The sequence below is a fragment of the Ruegeria sp. G2 genome, assembly GCF_056533505.1.
On sequence record NZ_JBQFON010000003.1, the window covers coordinates 195,537 to 218,038 of the forward strand.

The 22,502-nt window shown below is 57.9% G+C and carries 20 protein-coding genes; 14 read left to right on the top strand and 6 right to left on the bottom strand.

Annotated features, from left to right (window positions below; genetic code table 11):
- Window positions 1–4 precede the first annotated feature (4 nt).
- From argE to ACR0DU_RS07980, 4 genes are read left to right on the top strand one after another with little or no spacing between them, the layout of a single operon-like run.
- Window positions 5–1,171 carry an acetylornithine deacetylase gene (gene argE, locus ACR0DU_RS07965; protein ID WP_480873501.1) on the top strand — a complete coding sequence of 389 codons (1,167 nt, stop codon included), beginning with the start codon at window positions 5–7 and terminating at the stop codon, window positions 1,169–1,171.
- 20 nt (window positions 1,172–1,191) lie between these two features.
- Window positions 1,192–2,358, top strand: a complete 1,167-nt coding sequence (locus ACR0DU_RS07970; protein WP_480873502.1) for a M20 aminoacylase family protein — start codon at window positions 1,192–1,194, stop codon at window positions 2,356–2,358.
- Between the two features lie 14 nt (window positions 2,359–2,372).
- Window positions 2,373–3,536: a M20 aminoacylase family protein gene (locus tag ACR0DU_RS07975; RefSeq protein ID WP_480716428.1), complete on the top strand. Its 1,164-nt coding sequence runs from the start codon at window positions 2,373–2,375 to the stop codon at window positions 3,534–3,536.
- 17 nt (window positions 3,537–3,553) lie between these two features.
- Window positions 3,554–4,717 carry a M20 aminoacylase family protein gene (locus ACR0DU_RS07980; RefSeq protein ID WP_480873504.1) on the top strand — a complete coding sequence of 388 codons (1,164 nt, stop codon included), beginning with the start codon at window positions 3,554–3,556 and terminating at the stop codon, window positions 4,715–4,717.
- 77 nt (window positions 4,718–4,794) lie between these two features.
- Here ACR0DU_RS07980 and ACR0DU_RS07985 read toward each other — a convergent pair whose 3' ends face one another.
- Both ACR0DU_RS07985 and moaA read right to left on the bottom strand, forming a co-directional pair.
- The gene (locus tag ACR0DU_RS07985; RefSeq protein WP_480873506.1) at window positions 4,795–6,090 is read right to left on the bottom strand and encodes a 3-deoxy-D-manno-octulosonic acid transferase; all 1,296 of its coding nucleotides are present in this window, start codon (window positions 6,088–6,090) and stop codon (window positions 4,795–4,797) included.
- Between the two features lies 1 nt (window position 6,091).
- Complete coding sequence (moaA, locus tag ACR0DU_RS07990) at window positions 6,092–7,099, bottom strand: GTP 3',8-cyclase MoaA (RefSeq protein WP_010442795.1); 1,008 nt, start codon at window positions 7,097–7,099, stop codon at window positions 6,092–6,094.
- Between the two features lie 91 nt (window positions 7,100–7,190).
- Here moaA and ACR0DU_RS07995 point away from each other — a divergent pair, with 91 nt between their 5' ends.
- Entirely contained in the window at window positions 7,191–7,607 is a 417-nt protein-coding gene (locus tag ACR0DU_RS07995) for a hypothetical protein (protein ID WP_480873508.1), read from the top strand.
- On the opposite strand, the gene ACR0DU_RS08000 is transcribed toward ACR0DU_RS07995, so the two are convergent.
- Genes ACR0DU_RS08000 through glmU form a run of 3 tightly spaced genes read right to left on the bottom strand, consistent with a single transcriptional unit; the run spans window position 7,595 to window position 11,464 of the window.
- Window positions 7,595–8,278, bottom strand: a complete 684-nt coding sequence (locus ACR0DU_RS08000; RefSeq protein ID WP_480873510.1) for a DNA alkylation repair protein — start codon at window positions 8,276–8,278, stop codon at window positions 7,595–7,597. The genes ACR0DU_RS07995 and ACR0DU_RS08000 overlap by 13 nt on opposite strands.
- A gap of 6 nt (window positions 8,279–8,284) precedes the next feature.
- Window positions 8,285–10,108, bottom strand: a complete 1,824-nt coding sequence (glmS, locus tag ACR0DU_RS08005) for a glutamine--fructose-6-phosphate transaminase (isomerizing) (protein WP_480873512.1) — start codon at window positions 10,106–10,108, stop codon at window positions 8,285–8,287.
- 3 nt (window positions 10,109–10,111) lie between these two features.
- The gene (gene glmU / locus ACR0DU_RS08010) at window positions 10,112–11,464 is read right to left on the bottom strand and encodes a bifunctional UDP-N-acetylglucosamine diphosphorylase/glucosamine-1-phosphate N-acetyltransferase GlmU (RefSeq protein ID WP_480873514.1); all 1,353 of its coding nucleotides are present in this window, start codon (window positions 11,462–11,464) and stop codon (window positions 10,112–10,114) included.
- 134 nt (window positions 11,465–11,598) lie between these two features.
- Here glmU and ACR0DU_RS08015 point away from each other — a divergent pair, with 134 nt between their 5' ends.
- The 3 genes from ACR0DU_RS08015 (at window position 11,599) to ACR0DU_RS08025 (ending at window position 14,826) form a co-directional block, all read left to right on the top strand.
- The gene (locus tag ACR0DU_RS08015) at window positions 11,599–12,270 is read left to right on the top strand and encodes an HAD-IA family hydrolase (protein ID WP_480873516.1); all 672 of its coding nucleotides are present in this window, start codon (window positions 11,599–11,601) and stop codon (window positions 12,268–12,270) included.
- A gap of 39 nt (window positions 12,271–12,309) precedes the next feature.
- Window positions 12,310–13,500, top strand: a complete 1,191-nt coding sequence (locus ACR0DU_RS08020; RefSeq protein WP_480873517.1) for a DegT/DnrJ/EryC1/StrS family aminotransferase — start codon at window positions 12,310–12,312, stop codon at window positions 13,498–13,500.
- A gap of 162 nt (window positions 13,501–13,662) precedes the next feature.
- The gene (locus tag ACR0DU_RS08025; RefSeq protein WP_480873519.1) at window positions 13,663–14,826 is read left to right on the top strand and encodes an isovaleryl-CoA dehydrogenase; all 1,164 of its coding nucleotides are present in this window, start codon (window positions 13,663–13,665) and stop codon (window positions 14,824–14,826) included.
- Between the two features lie 46 nt (window positions 14,827–14,872).
- Here the strand turns inward: ACR0DU_RS08025 and ACR0DU_RS08030 are convergent, their stop codons facing one another.
- Complete coding sequence (locus ACR0DU_RS08030) at window positions 14,873–15,478, bottom strand: OmpW/AlkL family protein (protein WP_480873520.1); 606 nt, start codon at window positions 15,476–15,478, stop codon at window positions 14,873–14,875.
- Window positions 15,479–15,614: 136 nt separating this feature from the next.
- On the opposite strand from ACR0DU_RS08030, the gene ACR0DU_RS08035 reads away from it, so the two are divergent.
- From ACR0DU_RS08035 to ACR0DU_RS08060, 6 genes are all read left to right on the top strand, one after another.
- Window positions 15,615–17,141, top strand: a complete 1,527-nt coding sequence (locus ACR0DU_RS08035; RefSeq protein ID WP_480873522.1) for an AMP-binding protein — start codon at window positions 15,615–15,617, stop codon at window positions 17,139–17,141.
- On the top strand, window positions 17,138–17,602 hold the full coding sequence (locus ACR0DU_RS08040) for a lysozyme inhibitor LprI family protein (RefSeq protein ID WP_010442784.1): 465 nt from the start codon (window positions 17,138–17,140) through the stop codon (window positions 17,600–17,602). Before ACR0DU_RS08035 ends, ACR0DU_RS08040 begins: the two co-directional genes overlap by 4 nt.
- A complete protein-coding gene (locus tag ACR0DU_RS08045; protein WP_480873525.1) occupies window positions 17,599–19,206 on the top strand; it encodes a carboxyl transferase domain-containing protein in 1,608 nt (535 codons plus the stop codon). The genes ACR0DU_RS08040 and ACR0DU_RS08045 overlap by 4 nt, the downstream gene beginning before the upstream one ends.
- A 1-nt stretch (window position 19,207) precedes the next feature.
- Window positions 19,208–19,633: an ASCH domain-containing protein gene (locus ACR0DU_RS08050; protein ID WP_480873527.1), complete on the top strand. Its 426-nt coding sequence runs from the start codon at window positions 19,208–19,210 to the stop codon at window positions 19,631–19,633.
- Window positions 19,634–19,636: 3 nt separating this feature from the next.
- On the top strand, window positions 19,637–21,568 hold the full coding sequence (locus ACR0DU_RS08055) for an acetyl/propionyl/methylcrotonyl-CoA carboxylase subunit alpha (protein WP_480873529.1): 1,932 nt from the start codon (window positions 19,637–19,639) through the stop codon (window positions 21,566–21,568).
- A 79-nt stretch (window positions 21,569–21,647) separates the two neighbouring features.
- Window positions 21,648–22,502, top strand: a complete 855-nt coding sequence (locus ACR0DU_RS08060) for a hydroxymethylglutaryl-CoA lyase (RefSeq protein ID WP_480873531.1) — start codon at window positions 21,648–21,650, stop codon at window positions 22,500–22,502.

The following is a 22,502-nucleotide window of genomic DNA, read 5'->3' on the forward strand; positions in this document are numbered from 1 at the left end:
TCCCATGGCCGAACGCCTGACGCCGCTTGAAATCATGGCCCGGCTGATTTCGTTCCCAACGGTCAGCCGCGACACAAACCTTCCGCTGGTGGATTGGGTCGAGGGGTATCTGCAAAGCCATGGAATCGACTCCCATCGCTGGCCGGATCCAGACCAGCCGCACAAGGCGGCAATTTTCGCGCATGTCGGCCCTTGGGAAGAGGGTGCTATCGTGCTGTCGGGGCACACGGATGTTGTGCCGGTTGATGGCCAACCCTGGGATACAGATCCTTTTGTCGTAACCGAGAAAGACGGAAAGTATTACGGGCGTGGCACTTGCGATATGAAGGGCTTTGACGCACTGGCGATTTGGGCTCTGGTTGAGGCGCATTACGCTGATGTGAAACGCCCCCTGCAACTGGCGCTGAGCTTTGATGAAGAGGTGGGATGCACAGGTGCGCCGCCGATGATTCAAGCTATGCAGAAGGTCTTACCCAAGGGCTCGGCAGTGATCGTGGGTGAGCCGTCAACGATGCAGGCCGTTACCGGACACAAAGGCGGGTTCGGCTACGACACACATGTGGTGGGGTTCGAAGTTCACAGCTCGATCATGCATACCGGTGTTAATGCGATCATGGCGGCCGCACCGCTGATCGATTGGGCCAATCAGCGCAACGCTGAAAATATGGCGGCGGAACCATCAGACATTGCCGCCGTATTCGACCCGCCGTGGACGACATGTCATGTCGGCATGATCGAGGGTGGCACAGCGCATAACATTACCGCCAAGGATTGCCGGTTCATGATGGATTTCCGGGTTGTACCCGGCGAACAAGCTGCACAATGGCGCGACGCCTATCTTGATCAGGTTCGGCAGGCCGAGGTGCGGATTCAAGCCGTTCATCCCGAAGCACGCATAGACGTGTCCGATCATTTCGCTGTGCCTGCGTTGGTGCCTGAAACCGAAGGTGAGGCTGAGATACTTGTACGCTCTCTGACTGGCGACAACGCGACTCATGTCGTCAGCTACGGCACAGAGGCGGGACAATTCCAAGAGGCCGGGTACTCGGCGGTAATTTGCGGCCCCGGCGATATAGCGCAAGCGCATCAACCTAATGAATTCATAGAAGTTTCGCAGTTCGATGCGGGTCACAAATTCATGGAGCGTCTGGTCCAGCGTCTTTGCAAATAACACCTGAAGGGAGATCTAAGATGCCCGTCAAGAACCGGCTTGCCGAAATGCATGGTGAAATCACCAAGTGGCGCCGCCATCTGCATATGCACCCTGAGTTGCTGTACGATGTCCAAGAAACGGCGGGTTTTGTCGTTGATCGTCTACGCGAGATCGGAGTCGATGACATCACGCCTGGCATCGGCAAAACTGGTGTTGTCGCGGTGATCAAAGGGCGCGAAAATACGAAGGGTCGGGTTATCGGACTGCGTGCTGATATGGATGCTCTGCCGATCGAAGAGGCGACCGGGCTTGACTATGCCTCGACCGTTTCGGGCAAGATGCATGCCTGCGGGCATGACGGTCATACCTCGATGCTGCTGGGGGCGGCGCAATATCTCGCTGAGACGCGGAATTTCGATGGCACTGTGGTTCTGATCTTTCAACCTGCCGAGGAAGGCGGGGCAGGTGGTCTGGCGATGTGCCAGGACGGGCTGATGGACCGTTGGGGCATCCAAGAAGTCTATGGAATGCACAATATGCCCGGGATGCCGGTTGGGGAATTCGCCATCCGCCCAGGTGCATTGCTGGCCTCATCAGACGAGTTCGAAATCGTTGTGACGGGCAAAGGTGGCCATGCCGCCGCCCCGCATGATGCGGTGGATACGACGCTGGTTGCATCGCATATTGTCGTTGCACTGCAATCGGTTGTGTCGCGTACCGTCGATCCGATCAAACGTGTCGTGCTGACCGTCGGAACATTTGAAACCGACAGCGCTGCTTCGAATGTGATCGCCCATACAGTACGTCTGCAAGGCACGGTTCGTACGCTTGATCCCGAATATCGCAAGATCGCGGAAGAGCGCGTGCGACGGATCGCTGAAGATACGGCCTCGGCCTTTGGGGCAACCGCGAAAATGACATGGACACCAGGGTATCCGGTGACCGTGAACTCCGAGGCTGAAACGGTTTTTGCTGCTGAAGCCGCAGAGGCGGTCTCAGGTAAGGTCAACGACAGTACCGATCCGATCATGCCATCAGAAGATTTCTCTTACATGCTTGAAGAACGGCCCGGCGCCTACATCTTTATCGGGAATGGGGACACGGCCATGTGCCATCACCCAGAATACAATTTTGACGACGACGCCATACCCGCCGGCTGCAGTTGGTTTGCAGAACTGGTGGAACGACGAATGCCCGTCGCCTGATTTGGGAGGATCAGATGCCAATCAAGAACCGACTTGCCGAAATGCACGAAGAAATCACCGGTTGGCGGCGGGATATCCATCAACATCCCGAGATCCTCTATGACACCCACCGCACCAGCGCCTTGGTGGCCGAAAAGCTGAAAGAGTTCGGTTGCGATGAGGTCGTGAGCGGCATTGGCCGGACCGGTGTTGTTGGCGTGATCAAAGGTAAAACCGACACGCAGGGCCGCGTGATCGGGCTGCGCGCCGATATGGACGCGCTGCCAATGCAAGAACAGACTGGTCTCGACTATGCGTCGAAGACTGATGGCGCCATGCATGCCTGTGGGCATGATGGCCATACCGCGATGGTTCTGGGGGCGGCGAAATACTTGTCCGAGACGCGCAATTTCGATGGCACAGCCATCGTGATTTTCCAACCCGCCGAAGAGGGCGGAAACGGGGCCGAGGCGATGTGCAAGGATGGTCTGATGGACCGTTTCGGCATTCAGGAAGTCTATGCCATGCACAATGTACCCGGTGTGCCGACGGGTCAGTTCGCCATCCGGTCCGGACCACTGCTGGCGGCTGCGGATGAGTTCGACATTCATCTGGAAGGCCGGGGCGGCCACGCGGCCAAACCGCATGAAACCATTGATACGACAGTGGTGCTGTCGCAACTGATCGTGGCCTTGCAAACCATCGTTTCGCGCAATGCGGACCCGATTTTGCAGGCGGTTTTGTCGGTGACTTCGGTCGAGACGTCTTCGAAGGCGTTCAACGTGATCCCTCAATCGGCGCAGGTGCGCGGTACAGTGCGGACGCATTCGAACGAAATGCGCGACCTGATCGAGACGCGGCTGACCGAGGTGGCTCAGGGCATTGCCGAGACCTTCGGGGGCACAGTCAAAGTCACCTATACGCGCGGGGTTCCGGTGACGATCAACGCCGAGGAACAGACGGGTTATGCCGCCAAGGCCGCAATTTCGGTGGGCGGAAGTTGCGGCGAAGCACCGATGGTGATGGGGGGCGAGGATTTCTCGTTCATGCTGGAAGAGCGCCCCGGCGCCTTTATCGTGCTGGGCAATGGCGATACCGCCGGGCTGCACCACCCCGAATACAACTTCAACGATGAGATCATCCCGCTGGGATGTTCATGGTTCGCCGAAATGGTCGAGCGCCGGATGCCCGCCGCTTGAATTAGGAGAGAGAAAAGATGCCAGTTAAGAACCGCTTTGCTGAATTGCAGGCCGAAATCACCGAATGGCGACGTGATATTCATGAAAATCCTGAGATTCTGTTTGAAACTCACCGCACCAGCGCTCTGGTCACGGAAAAGCTGAAAGAGTTTGGCTGTGATGAGGTTGTAACCGGGATCGGGCGCACCGGTGTTGTCGGTGTAATCAAGGGCAAATCTGATTCCAACGGAAAGGTCATCGGCTTGCGTGCCGACATGGATGCGCTGCCGATTCTTGAGGCGACGGGGCTGGATTATGCCTCAAAAACCGATGGCGCGATGCATGCCTGTGGTCATGATGGTCATACAGCAATGCTGCTTGGTGCAGCGAAATATCTGTCGGAGACGCGCAATTTCGACGGCACAGTCGTTGTGATTTTCCAACCTGCCGAAGAAGGTGGCGGCGGCGGTCGTGAGATGTGCGAAGACGGCATGATGGAGCGTTGGAATATCCAAGAGGTCTACGGCATGCACAACTGGCCGGGCCGTCCGGTGGGCAGTTTCGCCATCCGTCCGGGTTCGTTCTTTGCTGCGACTGATCAGTTTGACATTACCTTTGAGGGCCGCGGTGGCCATGCCGCGAAGCCACAGGAGACCATCGACACGACCGTCATGACCGCTCAGGCAGTTCTGGCGTTACAGACGATTGCTTCGCGCAATGCGGACCCGATTGATCAGGTTGTGGTGTCAGTGACGTCGTTCGAGACGTCTTCGAAGGCGTTCAATGTCATTCCACAAACGGTGCAGATCAAAGGTACCGTGCGTACCATGAGCAAAGAGATGCGTGATTTGGCGGAAAAGCGGATCAATGAGATTTGCAATGGTGTCGCGGCAACGTTCGGTGGAACGGCAGATGTGACCTATATTCGCGGATATCCGGTGATGGTGAACAGCGACGAACAGACGGATTTTGCCGCTGAGGTGGCTAAATCGGTCTCGGGAAGCTGTGATGAGGCCCCTCTGGTTATGGGTGGTGAGGATTTCGCCTTTATGCTCGAAGAACGTCCGGGCGCTTATATCCTGGTGGGCAATGGCGACACGGCGATGGTTCATCACCCGGAGTATAACTTCAACGATGAGGCTATTCCTGCCGGGTGCAGCTGGTGGGCTGAGATTGTCGAGCAGAGGATGCCTGCTGCTTGAAGGTGAGAGGCGAGGGGCCAGCCCCTCGCGCTCTCCGGGATATTTTTAACCAGAAGAAGCGGGATCGGTGCCCAAGGTCAGTGAAGTGAAAGGCGGTTGCACAGCGTGTCGATCACCTCGTCCAACGCGGATTTTTGCGTGTTGACGCAGGCTTGGGCTGCGGTTTGCGCTGCGGCAAGAACGTCCTTTTCCGACAGCCATAGGGAGACCGAATCTGAAAGGTCGCTGGCAGAATTGACCACGACCGCGCCGCCGGTTTCGATCAAGGGTGCAAATGTTTCGGCAAAATTGAAGAAGCCCGGACCAGTGATTACTGCGGCCCCGGCTTGCGCAGGTTCAAAAGGGTTGTGGCCTCCGATCTCCTTGAGCGAGCCACCTAGGAAAACGATCGGGCAAAGTGCGTACCAGGTTCCGGTTTCGCCTAATGTATCTGCGACATAAACCTGAGTGTCTGACCTGATGGGCTGATCCGTACTGCGTTGAGCCGTCGACAGGCCGGCATCGCCTGCGAGTTTAATAACCTCATCCCTGCGTTCAGGGTGGCGCGGGATCAGTAGCAGCAGAAGATCAGGCCAACGCTGCAACAATAACCGATGAGCCGCCAGAACGATTTCTTCCTCACCTGAATGCGTCGAACTGGCGATCCACATTGGGCGTCCAGCGATCTGTGATTTGATCGTGTCTAGTGTTTCCTGGTGGACGGGCAGCGGATCAGACATGGCTTTGAGGTTCGTGCCGGGTTGGACACGTTTAGCATCAGCGCCCATGTCGATCAGGTTGTCGGCTGTTTTGGTGTTTTGAGTTAGAAACAGCTTGAACTGATCTAGAATGAAGCGCGCGGTTTTGGGGCGTTTTTTCCATCCTGTGGCTGATTTGTCTGACAGACGGGCATTGAGCAGTGCCAGTGGCGCGCCATTGTTGGTGGCTTCAACAATCAATCGTGGCCAGATTTCGCTTTCAACGAAGATGCCTGCACTGGGCTGCCAATGGTCCAGAAACCGGCGCACCGGAGCCGCGCTGTCCAGCGGTGGGTATTGATGGCGGGTACGCGTAGGAATGCGTTTCCCGATCAGTTCCGCTGAAGTCGGGGTACCTGAGGTGATTAGAAATTCGGCTTCCGGTAGGCGATTTCCCAATCGATTGATCAGGCTTAGAACCGAAAGGCTTTCACCTACACTGGCGGCGTGGAACCAGATCAGTTGTCCTTGCGGGCGAGGCAGACTGGCATGGCCTAGCCGTTCCTGCTGGCGAGTATTGGAGACGCCTGCAGCCTGCAGTTTTCCACGGACTTTACGCCAGACCAGCGGTTCGGCGGTCGTCATCAGGCCGCAGTACAATTTGTACAGCAGAGTAGGCTGTGGGCTTTCGGGCATTTCAGCCGCCTGTATGGCTCATATGACGGCTCATTTGGCCGTCGATAGACTGCCTCGAGTAATCGAAGTCATGGCCCTTGGGCTTGAGGTTGATAGCAGCCCGGATCGCCTTTTCAAGCGGTTGCTCCGTATCGGGATGGTCGCGCAGAGGACCGCGCAGATCCGCCATGTCTTCTTGACCCAGGCACATATACAGCTCGCCCGTGCAGGTCAGGCGCACGCGATTGCAGCTTTCGCAGAAATTATGCGAAAGGGGTGTGATGAACCCTATTTTCTGACCCGTTTCCTCTAGTCTCACATAGCGCGCCGGACCGCCGGTGCGTTCAGCCAGATCGGTGACGGCATAGTGGTTTTCGTATTCCTTGCGGACGTCTTTGAGCGACCAATATTGATCTAGGCGGTCCTCGTTGCCGATATCGCCCATGGGCATGACCTCGATCCAGGTCAGGTCCATGTCGCGTTCGGCACACCAATCAGTGATCTTGGGCAGTTCCGGTTCGTTGAAACCTTTAAGCGCAACAGCGTTGATCTTGACACGCAGCCCGGCCTTTTGCGCCGCGTCGATGCCGTTCAGTACCTGTTTGAGGCGGCCCCAGCGGGTGACCTTAGCGAATTTGTCCTCGTCCAGAGTATCCAGCGATACATTCACACGTCGCACACCCGCCGCATAAAGTTCTTCGGCGAAACGATGCAGCTGTGAACCATTGGTTGTCAGTGTCAGCTCTTTCAGGGCGCCGCTATCCAGATGCCGTGTCATGCTGTTGAAGAAAGACATGATGTTCCGGCGCACCAGAGGCTCTCCTCCGGTGATGCGCAGCTTTTCGACGCCCAGGTTCACGAACGTGGTGCACATGCGGTCCAGTTCTTCCAGCGTCAGAAGGTCCTTTTTGGGGAGGAACTTCATATCCTCGGACATGCAATAGACGCAGCGAAAATCACAGCGGTCCGTGACGGAGACGCGGAGATAGGTGATGGCGCGGGCAAATGGGTCGATTAGCGGAGCTGTCATGGCTCATAGGTAAAGCGGAGGCCCGGCCGCGGCAAGGGCGAACTGCGTTTTGGGCTGGAACAGTCAAGCTTAGAAGAATAGGGTTTTCAGTATGAAATATGCTTTGGTTTTGGTTTGTGTTTTTGTCGCTGGCTGCGATGCCGTTCGGTCCGCCACGGACCGAGTGTTTAGTGGGTCATCCACCGCGCCTGTGACCGCGCCTGCCGCACCAGAGACTGCTGAGGAGGTGCCCGAACCTGTCGTCGCTACGGTCGGTTGGGCGGGTGCAAAAACGACGGTCGCAGGACTTGGCGATCCGAATACGCCGGGACGTTGGCTGCAAACGCCCCTGGTTAAGACCGAAATCAATGGTCGTATCGTTGTACCGCGTACAGGCGCGCAGGCCTATGTTGCGCTTATCCCCGCGCCGGGGCCTGAAGGCGGTGGAAGCCGTTTGTCACTAGAGGCAATGCGCGCATTGCTTGTGCCGTTTGATGAGCTGGTAGAACTGGAAATCTATTCCGACTGAGCGCGCAGGTATTTGCCCGCTTCTTTAAGGGCAAAAGGTTTCATGTTTGCGCCGTGCGTTTCAAGAAATGCGACGACGCGCTGTGGATCGTGCTTTGATAATTCGCGCAGCCACCATGCGATGGCTTTCTGGATGAACCATTCCGGGTCAGGGACATAGCTTGCAGCCCAACCAAGAATACGGTCGCGGCACTCCAGCTCTTCCGGTTTGGGGTGGTTCTGTTTGGTCCAAGGCAAGGTGGCGACCAGCGCGGCACGTTTTGTCCACATGTGGTTTGATTTGGTCCACTGTTCGACCTGATCCAGCCGCGTCGGATCGGCTTTCAGGCGCTTTTGCATTGCCATGCTGGCATGGTCGGCCACTGCCCAGGCGTCGAATTCTGGCAGCCAGCTTTGCAACAGATCCCATACCGCGTCATCGGGGCGGATTCGGGCTTGGGTCAACAGCTTTGCCGCAGTGACCCGTGCTTCATGGATGTTGGTTTGCCACAAACTGTCGGCGACGACGACGCGGTCAGTGATTTCGAGTTCACGCCGCCACTCCTTGGTCAGATCATTGAGCACCGGATTCGCAACACCCAGATACGGACGATCAACCTTGTGATAGGCCGCCACCTGTTCTGCGCGTTCAGGATCGGCATGTGCTTTGATCTGATCCAGATAAGCCTGCATCTGCCGTCACTCGACCGTGACGGATTTTGCCAGATTGCGCGGCTGATCCACATCTGTGCCTTTGGCCACAGCCGTATGATAGGCCAGCAGCTGCGCGGGCACCGAATACAGGATCGGGGCAAGGCTGGTGTGGACATGCGGCATACTGATCGTGCTCCAAACCCCATCTTCAGCCTCAGCGATACCGTCATCATCTGAGACAAGGATGACCTTGCCCTTGCGCGCCATCACCTCCTGCATGTTCGAGACCGTCTTGTCAAAAACTGCATCACGCGGCGCCATGACAACAACCGGCATATGCTTGTCGATCAGGGCGATGGGGCCGTGTTTCAACTCGCCCGAAGCGTAACCTTCGGCGTGGATGTAGCTAATTTCCTTGAGCTTCAGCGCACCTTCCATGGCCAGAGGGTACATGAGGCCACGGCCCAGGAACAGCACATCGCGTGCTTCGGACAAGCGCTGGGCGGATTGACGAATGGCGTCATTCTGATCCAGCGCAGCATTCAGCACCGTCGGCAATCCGCGCAGCGCTGCCGCGTGATCGGCGATCTCTTCGTCGTTCAGCGTGCCTCGATCTGCAGCGGCTTTGAGGGCAAGCATCAGCAACACGCTAAGCTGACAGGTGAACGCCTTGGTCGAGGCAACACCGATCTCAACACCCGCATGGATTGGTAACGCCACATCGCTTTCGCGCGCAATCGAGCTTTCGGCGACATTGACGACCGAGACGATCTTGTATGCCTTGCCTTCGCAATAGCGCAGGGCAGCAAGCGTGTCGGCGGTTTCTCCTGACTGGCTGACAAACAGCGCAAGCGTCCGGTCCGAGATCGGAGGCTCGCGATAGCGGAACTCGCTGGCGATATCGACTTCTACTGGCATCTTGGCCAGCTGTTCGAACCAGTATTTCGCCGTCAGGCAGGCATAGAATGCAGTGCCGCAGGCCACCATGGTCAGACGTTCCAGCTTGGTGAAATCCAGATCGTCACCGGGCAACACCACCTGATCGCCTCCGGTCGGAAGATACGAGCGGATGGCTTCGGCCACCACAACAGGCTGCTCGGCAATTTCCTTGGCCATATAGTGCTTGTGACCGCCTTTGTCGGCTCGGGTCTGATCGATTTGAATTTGCCGGACTTCGCGGTTGGCAAGCTCACCGGTTTCGGTTCGAATCTCCAGTGAAGTGCGGGTCAGTACCGCCCGATCGCCTTCTTCAAGATAGGTGATGCGATCGGTCAGCGGGGCCAATGCGATAGCGTCCGAACCGACAAACATCTCACCATCGCCATGACCTATCGCCAGAGGCGAGCCCTTACGCGCTGCGACGATCAGATCTTCTTGCCCGTCGAATAGGAAGGCGAGTGCGAATGCGCCTTTGAGCCGGTCGATGGTATTGAACGCGGCGTCAATCGGCGATTGTCCTTCGGACATGTACCGTTCTGTCATCAAGGCAACGGTCTCGGTGTCAGTGTCCGTGACGAAGTCAACACCATGTTCAGCCAACTCAGCCCGCAGTTCGCGATAGTTTTCGACGATACCATTGTGCACAACAGCGACAGGTCCCGCCCTATGCGGATGCGCGTTGTTCACTGATGGCGCCCCATGGGTCGCCCAGCGGGTATGACCGATGCCGGATTTCCCGGCCAATGGCTCATGCACCAAAAGGTCGCTCAGGTTCACCAACTTGCCAACAGCCCGACGACGCCCAAGCGCGCCATCATTAACTGTAGCGATACCCGCACTGTCATAGCCGCGATACTCAAGTCGCTTCAGTGCTTCGACCAGAATAGGGGCGGCTTCGTGGCTGCCCAGAACACCAACAATTCCACACATAATTCAGGCTCCTTTGTCGCGGCGAGCCTTCTTCGCCTTCAACATTTCAAACAATTTGCGCGCGTAGCCGGGCTTATTCTCTTGCTTGGCACGTGCCACGGCCAATGCGTCCGGCTCAACATCTTTGGTCACTACGGTCCCCGTGGCAGTCATCGCGCCGTCACCCAGAGTGACCGGGGCCACCAGCATCGTGTTCGATCCGATGAACACGTTTTCCCCGATGGTCGTTTTGTGCTTCATCACGCCGTCATAGTTGCAGGTGATGGTTCCAGCACCGATATTTGTAGCCGCCCCAACCGAAGCGTCGCCGATATAGCTGAGGTGATTCACCTTTGCGCCTTCTGCGATCTCGGCGTTCTTGATCTCGACAAAGTTGCCGATTTTCGCGTTTTCAGCCAGCTCTGCACCCGGGCGTAGGCGTGCATAGGGTCCGACCACGGAGCCTCGGCTGACATGGCAGCCTTCGAGATGTGAAAACGCCCGGATCGTTGCGCTGCTTTCCACGGTTACACCGGGGCCAAAAACCACATTTGGTTCAATGACAGTGTCGCGACCAATCACGGTATCTGCTGCCAGATACACAGTATCAGGTTCCATCAAAGTGACCCCCAGATCAAGCAGTTCGGAGCGCGCCTGTTCTTGGAACACTGCATCCGCTGCCGCCAGATCCGCGCGGGAGTTCACACCCAATGTCTGCGCTTCATCGCAGGCCACGGCAGTCACGTTCAGACTCTTGGTGCGGGCTATCTCAACGACGTCGGTCAAATAATATTCACCCGAGGCATTGTCGTTTCCAACCGCATCGATCAGTGAGAAAAGGGTTTCAGCGTCACACGCCAAAAGGCCTGAGTTACAGAAGGTTATGGCGCGTTGTTCGTCAGTGGCATCCTTGAATTCAACAATCCGCTCGAGCGAGTCACCATCCATGACCAAGCGACCATAACGGGCGGGATCTGCAGCTTCGAACCCAAGAATGACCAGATCGTTTTTTGTGCGCGCTTCAATCATTTGCTGGAGAGTGTCGGGCTGCAGAAACGGGGTATCGCCATAGAGGACGACCACATCCCCCTGAAAACCATCCAGCGCTGCACGCGCCTGCGCAACCGCATGGGCGGTGCCAAGTTGCTCTTCCTGCACCGCAATGCTGGCGTTTTCATCTTCGGCTTCAGCGACGCGTGCAACGGCTTCCGCGCCGTGGCCGGTAACAATCACGGTGTGCTCGGGAGACAGGACAGCACCGGCACGCATGGCATGAACCAGCATCGGCACCTGGGCAATCGGGTGAAGGACTTTGGGAATATCAGAGTTCATCCTTGTGCCTTTTCCGGCGGCAAGAATGACAAGGGCAGTGCTCATGAAATCATTTTCTCTTTTGTTTTGTTGTGGCCCGTTTTATCCGCTGTGGTCAAAGGCGCAAGCGGTTCGGCCATCAAAGAAGATTGCCGTTTGCAACACGACATGGCGGAATCCCGCCGGTTCAGGAGGTAAGAATGCGTACGGTAATCTTCGATTTGGATGGAACTTTGGCAGATACGTCCGGTGATTTGTTGGCTGCTGCAAACCACTGTTTTCGTGAGATGGGCCATGGAGATGTACTGATGCCCGAGCTTGATGCGGCGGTTTCGGTGCGCGGTGCACGCTTGATGTTGTCCCATGGATTGAAGCGGGTCGGCGCCTATGATGCGGATGTTGTCGAAGCCTATTATCCGGTCTTTCTGGAGGTCTATGGGCAAGCGATCGATACGCATACCTATTTCTATCCCGGTGCGCTCGAAGCCGTCGAAGCACTGAAAGGTGCGGGTTATGGCGTGGGTATCTGCACCAACAAGCCCGAAGGTCTTGCTGATCTGCTGCTGTCCCGGATGGGCGCGCGCGATCGTTTCGCTTCGCTGGTAGGGGCCGATACGTTGCCGGTGCGCAAGCCTGATCCTGAGCCTTTGCGTGAAGCAGCGCGCCGCGCCGGGGGGCATCCCGATCATTGCGTGCTGATTGGCGACTCGGACACTGACAGGAACACGGCGCGGGCTGCAGGCGTACCTTCGGTTCTGGTGACTTTCGGCCCGTCAGGCGACGAAATGGCTGCGCTGGAACCCGAGGCGTTGCTGCATCATTTTGATGATTTACCGAAACTGGTCTCCGATTTGATCGGTGCGGCCGCGTGATCCCTTGACCCGCTGGAGACTCCGCACCAAAACAGGCCTATGACCGAGACATTCACGGGTAATTTCACCCAGCAAGAGCCCATCCCCGAAGTCGCCATTGAGGCTGCCGTGGCCGTCCTGCGCCATGGTCGGTTGCATCGTTACAACGTTGCACATGGCGAGTTGAGCGAAACTGCGCTGTTGGAACAGGAATTCGCCGCCCAGATGGGGGCGAAATACTGTCTGGCGGTCTCATCGGGAGGCTACGCTCTGGCTACAGCGTTGCGGGCAGTTGGCGTAAAGCCGGGCGATCCGGTTCTGACCAACGCGTTCACTCTGGCGCCGGTGCCGGGGGCGATTGCGTCGGTAAGCGCAAAGCCGGTCTTTGTTGGTGTGACCGAAGCCCTGACCATCGATCTGGATGATCTTGAGGCCAAGCTGGATCAGGCGAAGGTGTTGATGCTGAGCCACATGCGAGGGCATCTATGCGATATGGATCGCCTGATGCAGATGTGTGATGCGGCGGGTGTGATCGTGATCGAAGATTGCGCCCATACCATGGGTGCTGCCTGGCGCGAGCAGCTGTCTGGGCGGCAGGGGGCCATCGGATGTTACTCGTGCCAGACCTATAAACATGTCAATTCGGGCGAGGGCGGGTTGCTGATCACGGAAGATCCGGAACTGGCCGCCAAGGCTACGATGTTGTCCGGGTCTTACATGCTTTATGAACGCCATCTGGCAGCGCCCGGGCCGGAGGTTTTCGAGCAGATCAAATACACCACCCCCAATGTCTCGGGCCGGATGGACAATTTGCGTGCGGCGATCTTACGTCCGCAGTTGCGCGATCTGGACCGGCAGGTGCAGCGTTGGAATGAACGATATGATGAAATCGAGCATGGTCTGCGGGGAACACCCGGTTTGAAAATCGTAGAGCGGCCCGATGCTGAGACCTATGTCGGTTCGTCGATCCAATTCCTGTTGCTGGACTGGACGCCCGAGCGTATTGCCGAGGTCATCCAGCGCTGCGCCGCGCGCGGGGTTGAACTGAAGTGGTTCGGAGGGGCCGAGCCGTCGGGCTTTACCTCACGCTATGACAGTTGGCGCTATGCCGACAGTTCCCCTATGCCGGTCAGTGATCGGATATTGGCCGGGATCATGGATATGCGCGTTCCGCTGACCTTCTCGCTAGAGGATTGTAGCCAAATCGCGCGCATTATTCGGGCTGAGGTTAGCGCGGTTTATCAATCGTAATCCAGCGGAGTGCGCTTTCAGCGCACGCTCGGTTTTTTGGAAAACGCCGCCCTCACCGGGCGGCGTTTTGCGTTGGCCTGCGCGTCGTCGTTGACCGTAGGGGGAATCGCTGCTATTTGATTATTGAACACTTGTTCATTAATGCAATCGGAGGAGCCCTGCATGTTTATGGCCACAATGCAATTCGATCTGGGCGAGGACGTGAATGCCCTGCGTGAGATGGTCCACCGTTGGGCGCAGGAACGGGTCAAGCCGATAGCGGCCGAGATTGATGCCTCGAACGCCTTTCCGAATGAGCTGTGGAAAGAGATGGGTGACCTTGGCCTGCTGGGCGTCACAGTGCCAGAAGAGTATGGCGGGGCGGGAATGTCGTATCTGGCGCATACCATTGCAGTGGAAGAGGTGGCGCGCGCCTCGGCCTCAGTCTCGTTGTCCTATGGGGCGCATTCGAACCTGTGCGTGAACCAGATCAAGCTGAATGGTACGGATGAGCAGAAACAGAAGTACCTGCCGCGCCTGATTTCGGGCGATCATGTGGGCGCGCTTGCAATGTCCGAACCCTCGGCCGGATCGGATGTGGTCTCGATGAAGTTGCGCGCGGAAAAGCGGAATGATCACTACCGCCTGAATGGCAACAAATATTGGATCACCAATGGGCCGGACGCCGATACTCTGGTCGTTTATGCCAAGACAGACCCCGAGGCCGGATCGAAAGGGATCACAGCCTTCCTTATCGAGAAAGAGATGAAAGGATTCTCGACCTCGCCTCATTTCGACAAGCTGGGAATGCGTGGGTCGAATACGGCTGAGCTGATCTTTGAAGACGTCGAGGTGCCGTTTGAGAATGTTCTGGGCGAAGAGGGCAGGGGCGTTGCCGTCCTGATGTCCGGTCTGGATTACGAACGCGTTGTGCTGGCTGGGATCGGGACAGGTATCATGGCGGCCTGTCTGGACGAGGTCATGCCCTATCTGGCCGAGCGCAAACAGTTCGGCAAGCCGATTGGCTCGTTCCAACTGATGCAGGGTAAGATCGCAGATATGTACACCGCGATGAATTCGGCGCGGGCTTATGTCTATGAAGTCGCTAAGGCCTGTGATCGGGGAGATGTGACCCGACAGGATGCGGCAGCGTGCTGCCTATATGCCTCGGAACAGGCGATGGTGCAGGCGCATCAAGCGGTGCAAGCGCTGGGCGGGGCCGGGTTCCTTTCCGATGCACCGGTCAGTCGGATATTCCGCGATGCAAAGCTGATGGAGATCGGCGCGGGCACCAGCGAAATCCGTCGGATGCTGATCGGCCGTGAGATGATGATCGAAATGCTGTGAGGGAAGGCCCCGCAGTTTCACGAACTCCGGGGCTTTGGTGATTGGATCAGAACGTATGGACGTAGGACAGGCCAATCAGGAACGGGTCGATTTCGGCTTTGCCGATGTCGTTGCCGTCCAAAGTGACGTCCGAGTCGATGTCGAACCAACGCACGTTCAGACGCACAGCGCCTTTGTCGGTGACCATGTAGTCCAGACCGGCCTGCAGCGAGACGCCGAAGGAATTGTCCAGATCCAAATCGCCCAGTGGCGAGTCCTCTTCGAAGAAGATGGTGTAGTTCAGACCCGCGCCGACATAGGGTTTCCATGCGCTATTGGTCGGGAAATGATAGTTCAGCGAAAGGGTGGGCGGCAGGTGTTTGACGCTTCCGGCATCAACGCTGCCACCAAGAGTGACGTCATGTTTGTAGGGGGTCGAGGCCAGCAATTCGATCCCGAGGTTGTCCTGAACGAAGTACTCGACGGTGAAGATGGGGCGCGTGTCCGAGTCAACGTCGGCGTCAAACCCAGCGAGCGAGCCGTTATCGGATTTGGGATCCAGATAACCGACACCAACACCGACCGTCCAATCACCTTGCGATTGGGCGAATGCGGGGGCAGCCAGCGCGACAAGCGCGGTGGAAAGGGTCAAAGCGGCGAGTTTCTTTGTCATATTCATGCCTTTGGTTGCGTCAATGTGGACCTTGTGGATGGCGCGATGCCGCCAAACTCTGATCTGCATCAATTTCGCATCGAAATTGCACCGATGAAGCATGGATCAACTGTCAGTAAAATAAGGGAGAATCTGAGTGTCTCCTGCTAGGGTCATACCGGGTCTGCGCAGTGATCAAAGCTGGGCCATACCGGATCGATTGAATATGGCGCGACAGTGCCTTTCTCAGCCTTCAGAACAGGTTGCAATACTGGACCTGACGGCTTCTGATCCGCGTAAAGTTACGTTCGGCGATCTGGGTGAAATGGTAGATGGTATTGCGCGTGCTCTGATCAACGACGTCCGACCCGGCGATCGAGTGGGCGTGTTGCTGAGCCAGTCGCCCTGGTGTGCGGCGGCACATTTGGCAATCTGGAAAATCGGCGCGATTTCGGTACCCCTGTTCAAGTTGTTCAAAAACGATGCGCTATCATCGCGTGTCGGTGACGCGGGCTTAGAAATTGTTCTGACAGATTCCGAAGGGGCCGCGCTTGTCGGTGATCTGGCCAAACCAGTTCTTGCCGATCAGATCGGGCAAGAGGGACCACCTGTCCCGTTTGCCGACACCAGCCCCGAGGACCCTGCGGTATTGATCTATACCTCAGGCACCACCGGTAGCCCAAAGGGGGCACTGCACGGGCACCGGGTACTGACGGGTCACCTGCCGGGCGTATCGATCAGCCACAATCATCTGCGTCAGGGGGATTGCCTGTGGACACCGGCAGACTGGGCTTGGATCGGCGGTCTGTTCGATGTGCTGATGCCCGGTCTAGCGCTGGGTGTACCGGTCGTTGCGGCGAGGTTGGATAAGTTCACTCCCGAGGCCTGCGCGGATCTCGTCATGCGTGGCGGGGTACGGAATGTGTTCTTTCCGCCGACTGCCCTTCGTATGTTGAAAGCTGCGGACCAGACGATCCCCGGGTTGCGCTCGGTCGCGTCCGGAGGGGAGCCTCTGGGGGCCGAGATGTTGGCTTGGGGTAAAAAGGCGTTTGGCCTGACGATCAACGAATTTTACGGCCAGACCGAATGCAATATGGTCGTGTCCTCCAGTGCCGAGGATTTCCCAGTGCACCCCGGCTGTATCGGAAAGCCGGTGCCCGGGCATGAAGTTGCGGTGATTGATGGCGACGGCCGGCCAACCAATGAAGAGGGCGACGTCGCTATCCGGCGTGGCTCGGCCTCGATGATGCTGGAATACTGGAACCGGCCCGATGCGACCGCTGAGAAATTCCGGGGTGGCTGGCTGATCACCGGAGACCGTGGCGTGTGGGAGGGCGACTATCTGCGCTTTGTCGGTCGCGATGATGACGTGATCACGTCGGCCGGATACCGCATCGGACCCGCTGAGATCGAGGATTGCCTGCTGACCCATCCGGCAGTGGCAACTGTGGGTGTGGTCGGCAAGCCTGATCCGCTGCGGACCGAGATCGTGAAGGCCTATGTGGTGTTGAAACCGGGCGCTGAGGCTGCGGAGCAGGAGTTGCAGGATTGGGTCAAGGACCGTCTGGCTCAGTACTCCTATCCGCGCGAGGTGGCGTTTCTGGACGAGTTGCCGATGACGGTGACGGGGAAGGTGATCCGCAAGGAGTTGAAGGCGCGGGCTGCGGGGGAGGCAATTACATGATGCGAATTGCAGTTGCTGCGATACTGGTTCCATCGCTTGTCTACGCTCAGGGCGCTTGGGTAGACCAGTCGTACATTCAACAGTGTTTTTCCCAGTCGCAGCAGGGCGATAGCTTGTCATCATGTCTCGGCGCAGCTGCCAATACCTGCCAAACGATACCGGGAAATGAAACAACCATTGGCATTACCGAATGTATTCAAGCTGAAACCCAAGTTTGGGATTCATTTCTGAACGAACAGTATAAACTGCGTAGGGCGGAACTGGCTGAGCAAAGTCCCGAACTTTCGGACCAGTTGCGAGATGCTCAACGCGCATGGATCGGGTTTCGGGATGCTGAATGTGCTCTGGCCTACGGCATATGGTCTGGAGGAACGATACGCTCGATTGTAGCCGCAAATTGCTTGCTGACCGAAACCGCTGAACGCGCTGTGGAATTGCGCGACTTGGGGAAGATGGAATGAAACTAAAATCCAAAGCCATACCAACCTCCGAGGGGTTCAAGGCGAACCGAGCTGCACATCTGGATGCGCTGGCACGTATCTCTGAGGCCGCCGAAGCCGCCCGCATGGGCGGAGGTGAGAGATCCCGCGCGCGGCATGAATCTCGGGGCAAGATGCTGCCGCGTCGCCGGGTGGCAAACCTTCTTGATCCGGGCTCTCCGTTTCTTGAAATCGGCGCGACGGCGGCGCATGGGATGTACGGGGGCGCCGCACCTTGTGCCGGGGTCATCGCCGGGATTGGCCGGGTGCAGGGACGCGAGGTCATGGTGGTGTGCAACGATGCCACCGTGAAGGGCGGCACATATTATCCAATGACCGTCAAGAAACATCTTCGGGCGCAGGAGATCGCCGAGGAAAACCATCTGCCCTGCATCTATCTGGTCGATAGCGGCGGTGCGAACCTGCCCAATCAGGATGAGGTCTTTCCCGACCGCGATCATTTTGGTCGCATTTTCTATAACCAGGCGCGGATGAGCGCGAAGGGCATCCCTCAAATCGCGGTTGTCATGGGGTCGTGCACGGCGGGCGGGGCGTATGTGCCTGCGATGTCTGATGTGACGATCATCGTGAAAGAGCAGGGGACAATCTTTCTGGCCGGGCCGCCTCTGGTCAAGGCAGCGACAGGAGAGGTCGTCAGCGCCGAGGATCTGGGCGGCGGTGATGTACACACGCGCCTGTCGGGTGTGGCGGATTATCTGGCCGAGGATGATGCGCATGCGTTAGCTCTGGCTCGGCGTGCGGTTGGATCGTTGGGCGGTGCCGGGCTGAAGCCCGGCCTACAGTTTGAGGCACCCGAAGAGCCAGCTTACGACCCTGAAGAGATTCTTGGCGTTGTCCCTGCTGATCTGAGAACCCCCTATGACATTCGGGAGGTGATTGCGCGTCTGGTCGATGGCTCCCGGTTTGATGAGTTCAAGCCGCGTTTTGGTGAGACGCTGGTGACCGGTTTCGCCCATGTCAAAGGCTGCCCGGTTGGGATCATCGCCAACAATGGCGTGCTGTTTTCCGAGGCCGCGCAGAAGGGTGCGCATTTTGTCGAGCTGTGTTCTCAGCGCAAAACACCGCTGGTATTCCTGCAGAACATCACCGGCTTCATGGTTGGCCGCAAATACGAAAACGAAGGCATCGCGCGGCATGGGGCCAAGATGGTTACGGCGGTGGCGACGACGAGCGTTCCCAAGATCACCATGCTGGTCGGCGGTTCTTTCGGAGCTGGAAACTACGGCATGGCAGGTCGCGCCTATCAGCCTCGTTTCCTGTGGACCTGGCCGAATTCGCGCATCTCGGTGATGGGGGGCGAGCAGGCTGCGGGCGTTCTTGCCACCGTCAAGCGCGACGGGATCGAACGGCAGGGCGGCACGTGGTCGGCTGAAGAGGAAGCCGAGTTCAAACGTCCGACGCTGGACATGTTCGAGGAACAATCCCACCCGCTTTATGCTTCGGCCCGGCTCTGGGATGACGGCATCATCGACCCACGCAAAAGCCGCGACGTGTTGGCCTTGTCGCTGAGTGCTGCACTGAACGCCCCGATTGAGGAGACACGTTTCGGCGTGTTCAGGATGTAAGATGAGCGTTTCATTGAATGACGTCATGGCCCGCTATCCGGGTGCCCAGACTTTCAAGTTTGGTGATAACGCATCGCTGAGTGCTGAGCTGCTGGCGTTGGTGCGATCAGGTCGAAAAACGGCAACCTGTGGTGCGTTGCGTGATTATCCCAATGGCAGTGCTGACACCCCGGTCGTTGGGCGGCAGGATATTGCGCTGGAATGGGATGATCGCCCGGCCTTGGTGATCGAAACGGTCAAGGTCTCGATCTGCCGATATTGCGATGTGACCGAAGACTTCGCGTTGGCCGAGGGCGAGAATGAAACGCTTGAGGGCTGGCGCGAGGATCATCGCCGGTATTTCGAACGAAATGGCGGATTTGATCCCGAGATGGAATTGCTGTGCGAACGGTTCCGCCTTGTCGAAGATCTGGCGGCTGAGGGGTAAGCTATGTTTAACAAAATCCTGATTGCCAACCGTGGCGAGATTGCTTGCCGTGTGATGGAAACGGCTCAGAAGATGGGTGTATCCTGCGTGGCTGTTTATTCGGATGCCGATGCCTTAGCCAAGCATGTGCAGATGGCCGATGAGGCTGTTCATATCGGCGGTGCAGCCCCAGCTGAGAGCTATCTGAAAGGTGATGTGATCATTCAGGCAGCGATCGACACCGGCGCGCAAGCGATCCATCCTGGCTATGGCTTTCTGTCCGAGAATCCAGACTTCGTGGACGCGGTTGAGGCAGCAGGCCTGACCTTCATCGGCCCATCGGCGGACGCGATCCGAAAGATGGGCCTTAAGGACGCGGCCAAGGTGTTGATGGAGAATGCAGGCGTTCCGGTTGTGCCCGGTTATCATGGCGACAATCAAGACCCCGAACACTTGGCAGGCGCGGCGGATACCATTGGTTATCCCGTTCTGATCAAGGCCGTTGCAGGCGGCGGCGGCAAGGGGATGCGGCTGGTTGAGAAGCCCGAGGAATTCTCGGCCGCTTTGGATAGTGCGCGCGGTGAAGCGAAGACGGCCTTTGGCAATGATGCTGTGCTGGTCGAGAAATTTGTTGCCAAGCCGCGTCATATCGAGGTGCAGGTGTTCGGCGATGGCACCCATGCGGTGCATCTGTTCGAACGCGATTGCTCGTTACAGCGGCGGCACCAGAAGGTGATCGAAGAGGCTCCGGCCCCCGGCATGACCGTTGAAATGCGCGATGCAATGGGTCAGGCGGGCGTGCGTGCGGCTGAGGCGATTGGATACAATGGCGCAGGGACGGTTGAATTCATCGTTGATGCCTCGGACGGGCTGCGGCCGGATCGGTTCTGGTTCATGGAGATGAACACGCGCCTGCAGGTCGAACATCCGGTGACCGAGGCAATAACAGGTGTCGATCTGGTCGAATGGCAACTGCGGGTAGCTGCGGGCGAAAGCCTACCGAAACAGCAGGGTGATTTGTCGATCAGCGGGCATTCCTTTGAGGCGCGGCTTTACGCCGAAGATGTGCCCAAGGGTTTTTTGCCTGCGACGGGTACGCTGACCCATCTGCAGTTTCCGCAAGAGTGTCGTGCCGATAGTGGCGTCCGGGCCGGAGATACGATCAGCCCTTGGTACGATCCCATGATCGCCAAGGTCGTGGTGCATGGCCCTACGCGTGCGGTTGCTTTGGAAAGCCTGCACCGCGTCCTGCGCCAGACCGAGGTCGCCGGGACTGTCACAAACCTCGCCTTCCTTGGTGCTCTGACGCGGCACAGCGGGTTTGCGTCGGGCGACGTGGATACCGGGCTGATCGGACGGGATCTTGACGATCTGGTGCAGGAAGCTGGTGCAGGCAACGCATCAGCCGTGGCTGCAGCGATGACGGCGTTGGGTCTTGCCGAGACGGCCTCAGAAACGGGCTTTACGCTATGGGCGCCGTTACATCGCGCTGTGCAATTGCTGCGGGATGGAGAAGTGGTTGATCTGGATGTACAGGTCGAGGGCCCGGATCGGCAGATTTGGGAGATCGAAGACGCGCAGCTAATCGCGCAGCGCCATGGCGCTGGCTGGACCATCGATGGGACACCTATGCCCAATGTTGTCATGGCCGGGTCCCAGGTCACTGTATTCGACGACTATGGGCAGGTGTTTGAGGTTGTTGATCCTCTGGACCGCGACGCAAGCGCGGGGGGCGACACCAATGTGATCGAGGCGCCGATGCCAGGTCTGGTCAAGGCCGTCTTTGCCTCAGTGGGGCTGGAGGTGAAGGAAGGCGACCGGCTGGCCATTCTGGAAGCGATGAAGATGGAGCATTCTCTGCTGGCCGCCCGCGATGGCGTGGTCGCAGAAGTGCTGGCCGAAGCGGGCGCACAGGTCGAGGCTGGGGCAGCGCTGGTTCGGTTGGCCGAGGATTGATCTGTTCGGCCCGAGGATTGCGTGGCACAGTCGGGCCATCCGTAATTGAAACGATAAGAAACCGGGAAGGGATGCGCTGATGAAAGAACGGGTCGAGATTTTCGAGGTCGGGCCACGCGACGGCCTGCAGAACGAGCAGCGCGAGATCCCGGTGGCAAAAAAAATCGCCTTGGTCGATTGCCTCAGCCGTTGCGGGTTCAACCGGATTGAGGTTGCAAGCTTTGTCTCACCCAAATGGGTGCCGCAAATGGCAGGCAGCGGTGAGGTTCTGGCCGGGATCAAGCGGGCAGAAGGCGTTCGTTATGCGGCTCTGACGCCGAACATGCGTGGGTATGAGGACGCGTTGGCGGCCAAGGCGGACGAGATTGCAGTGTTTGCCTCGGCCTCCGAAGGATTTTCGAAGGCAAATATTAACGCGACCATCGCCGAATCCATCGAACGGTTCGTGCCGATCCTTGAGGCCGCGCGGCATATCGATTTGCCCGTGCGTGGTTATGTGTCCTGCGTGACTGATTGCCCCTATGACGGCCCGACCCCGCCCGAAAAGGTGGCCGAGGTGGCGGACGCATTGTTCGCGCATGGCTGCTACGAGATTTCGCTGGGCGATACGATTGGGCAAGGGACCCCGGACAAGATCGCGCATATGCTGTTGGCCGTGCGCGAACGGGTCCCGGTCACTCGGCTTGCTGGGCATTTCCATGACACCAACGGGCGGGCGATCGACAATATCGATGCTTCTTTGGCGCTGGGTGTACGGGTGTTTGATGCCGCCGTCGGCGGGCTTGGGGGTTGCCCCTATGCGCCAGGTGCAGCGGGTAATGTGGCAACCGAAGCGGTGGCCGCGCATCTGGAACGGTTGGGATATGAAACCGGGTTGGACACGTCTGTGCTGGAAGAAGCTGCAGACATGGCGCGGGCTATGCGAGCGGAATAG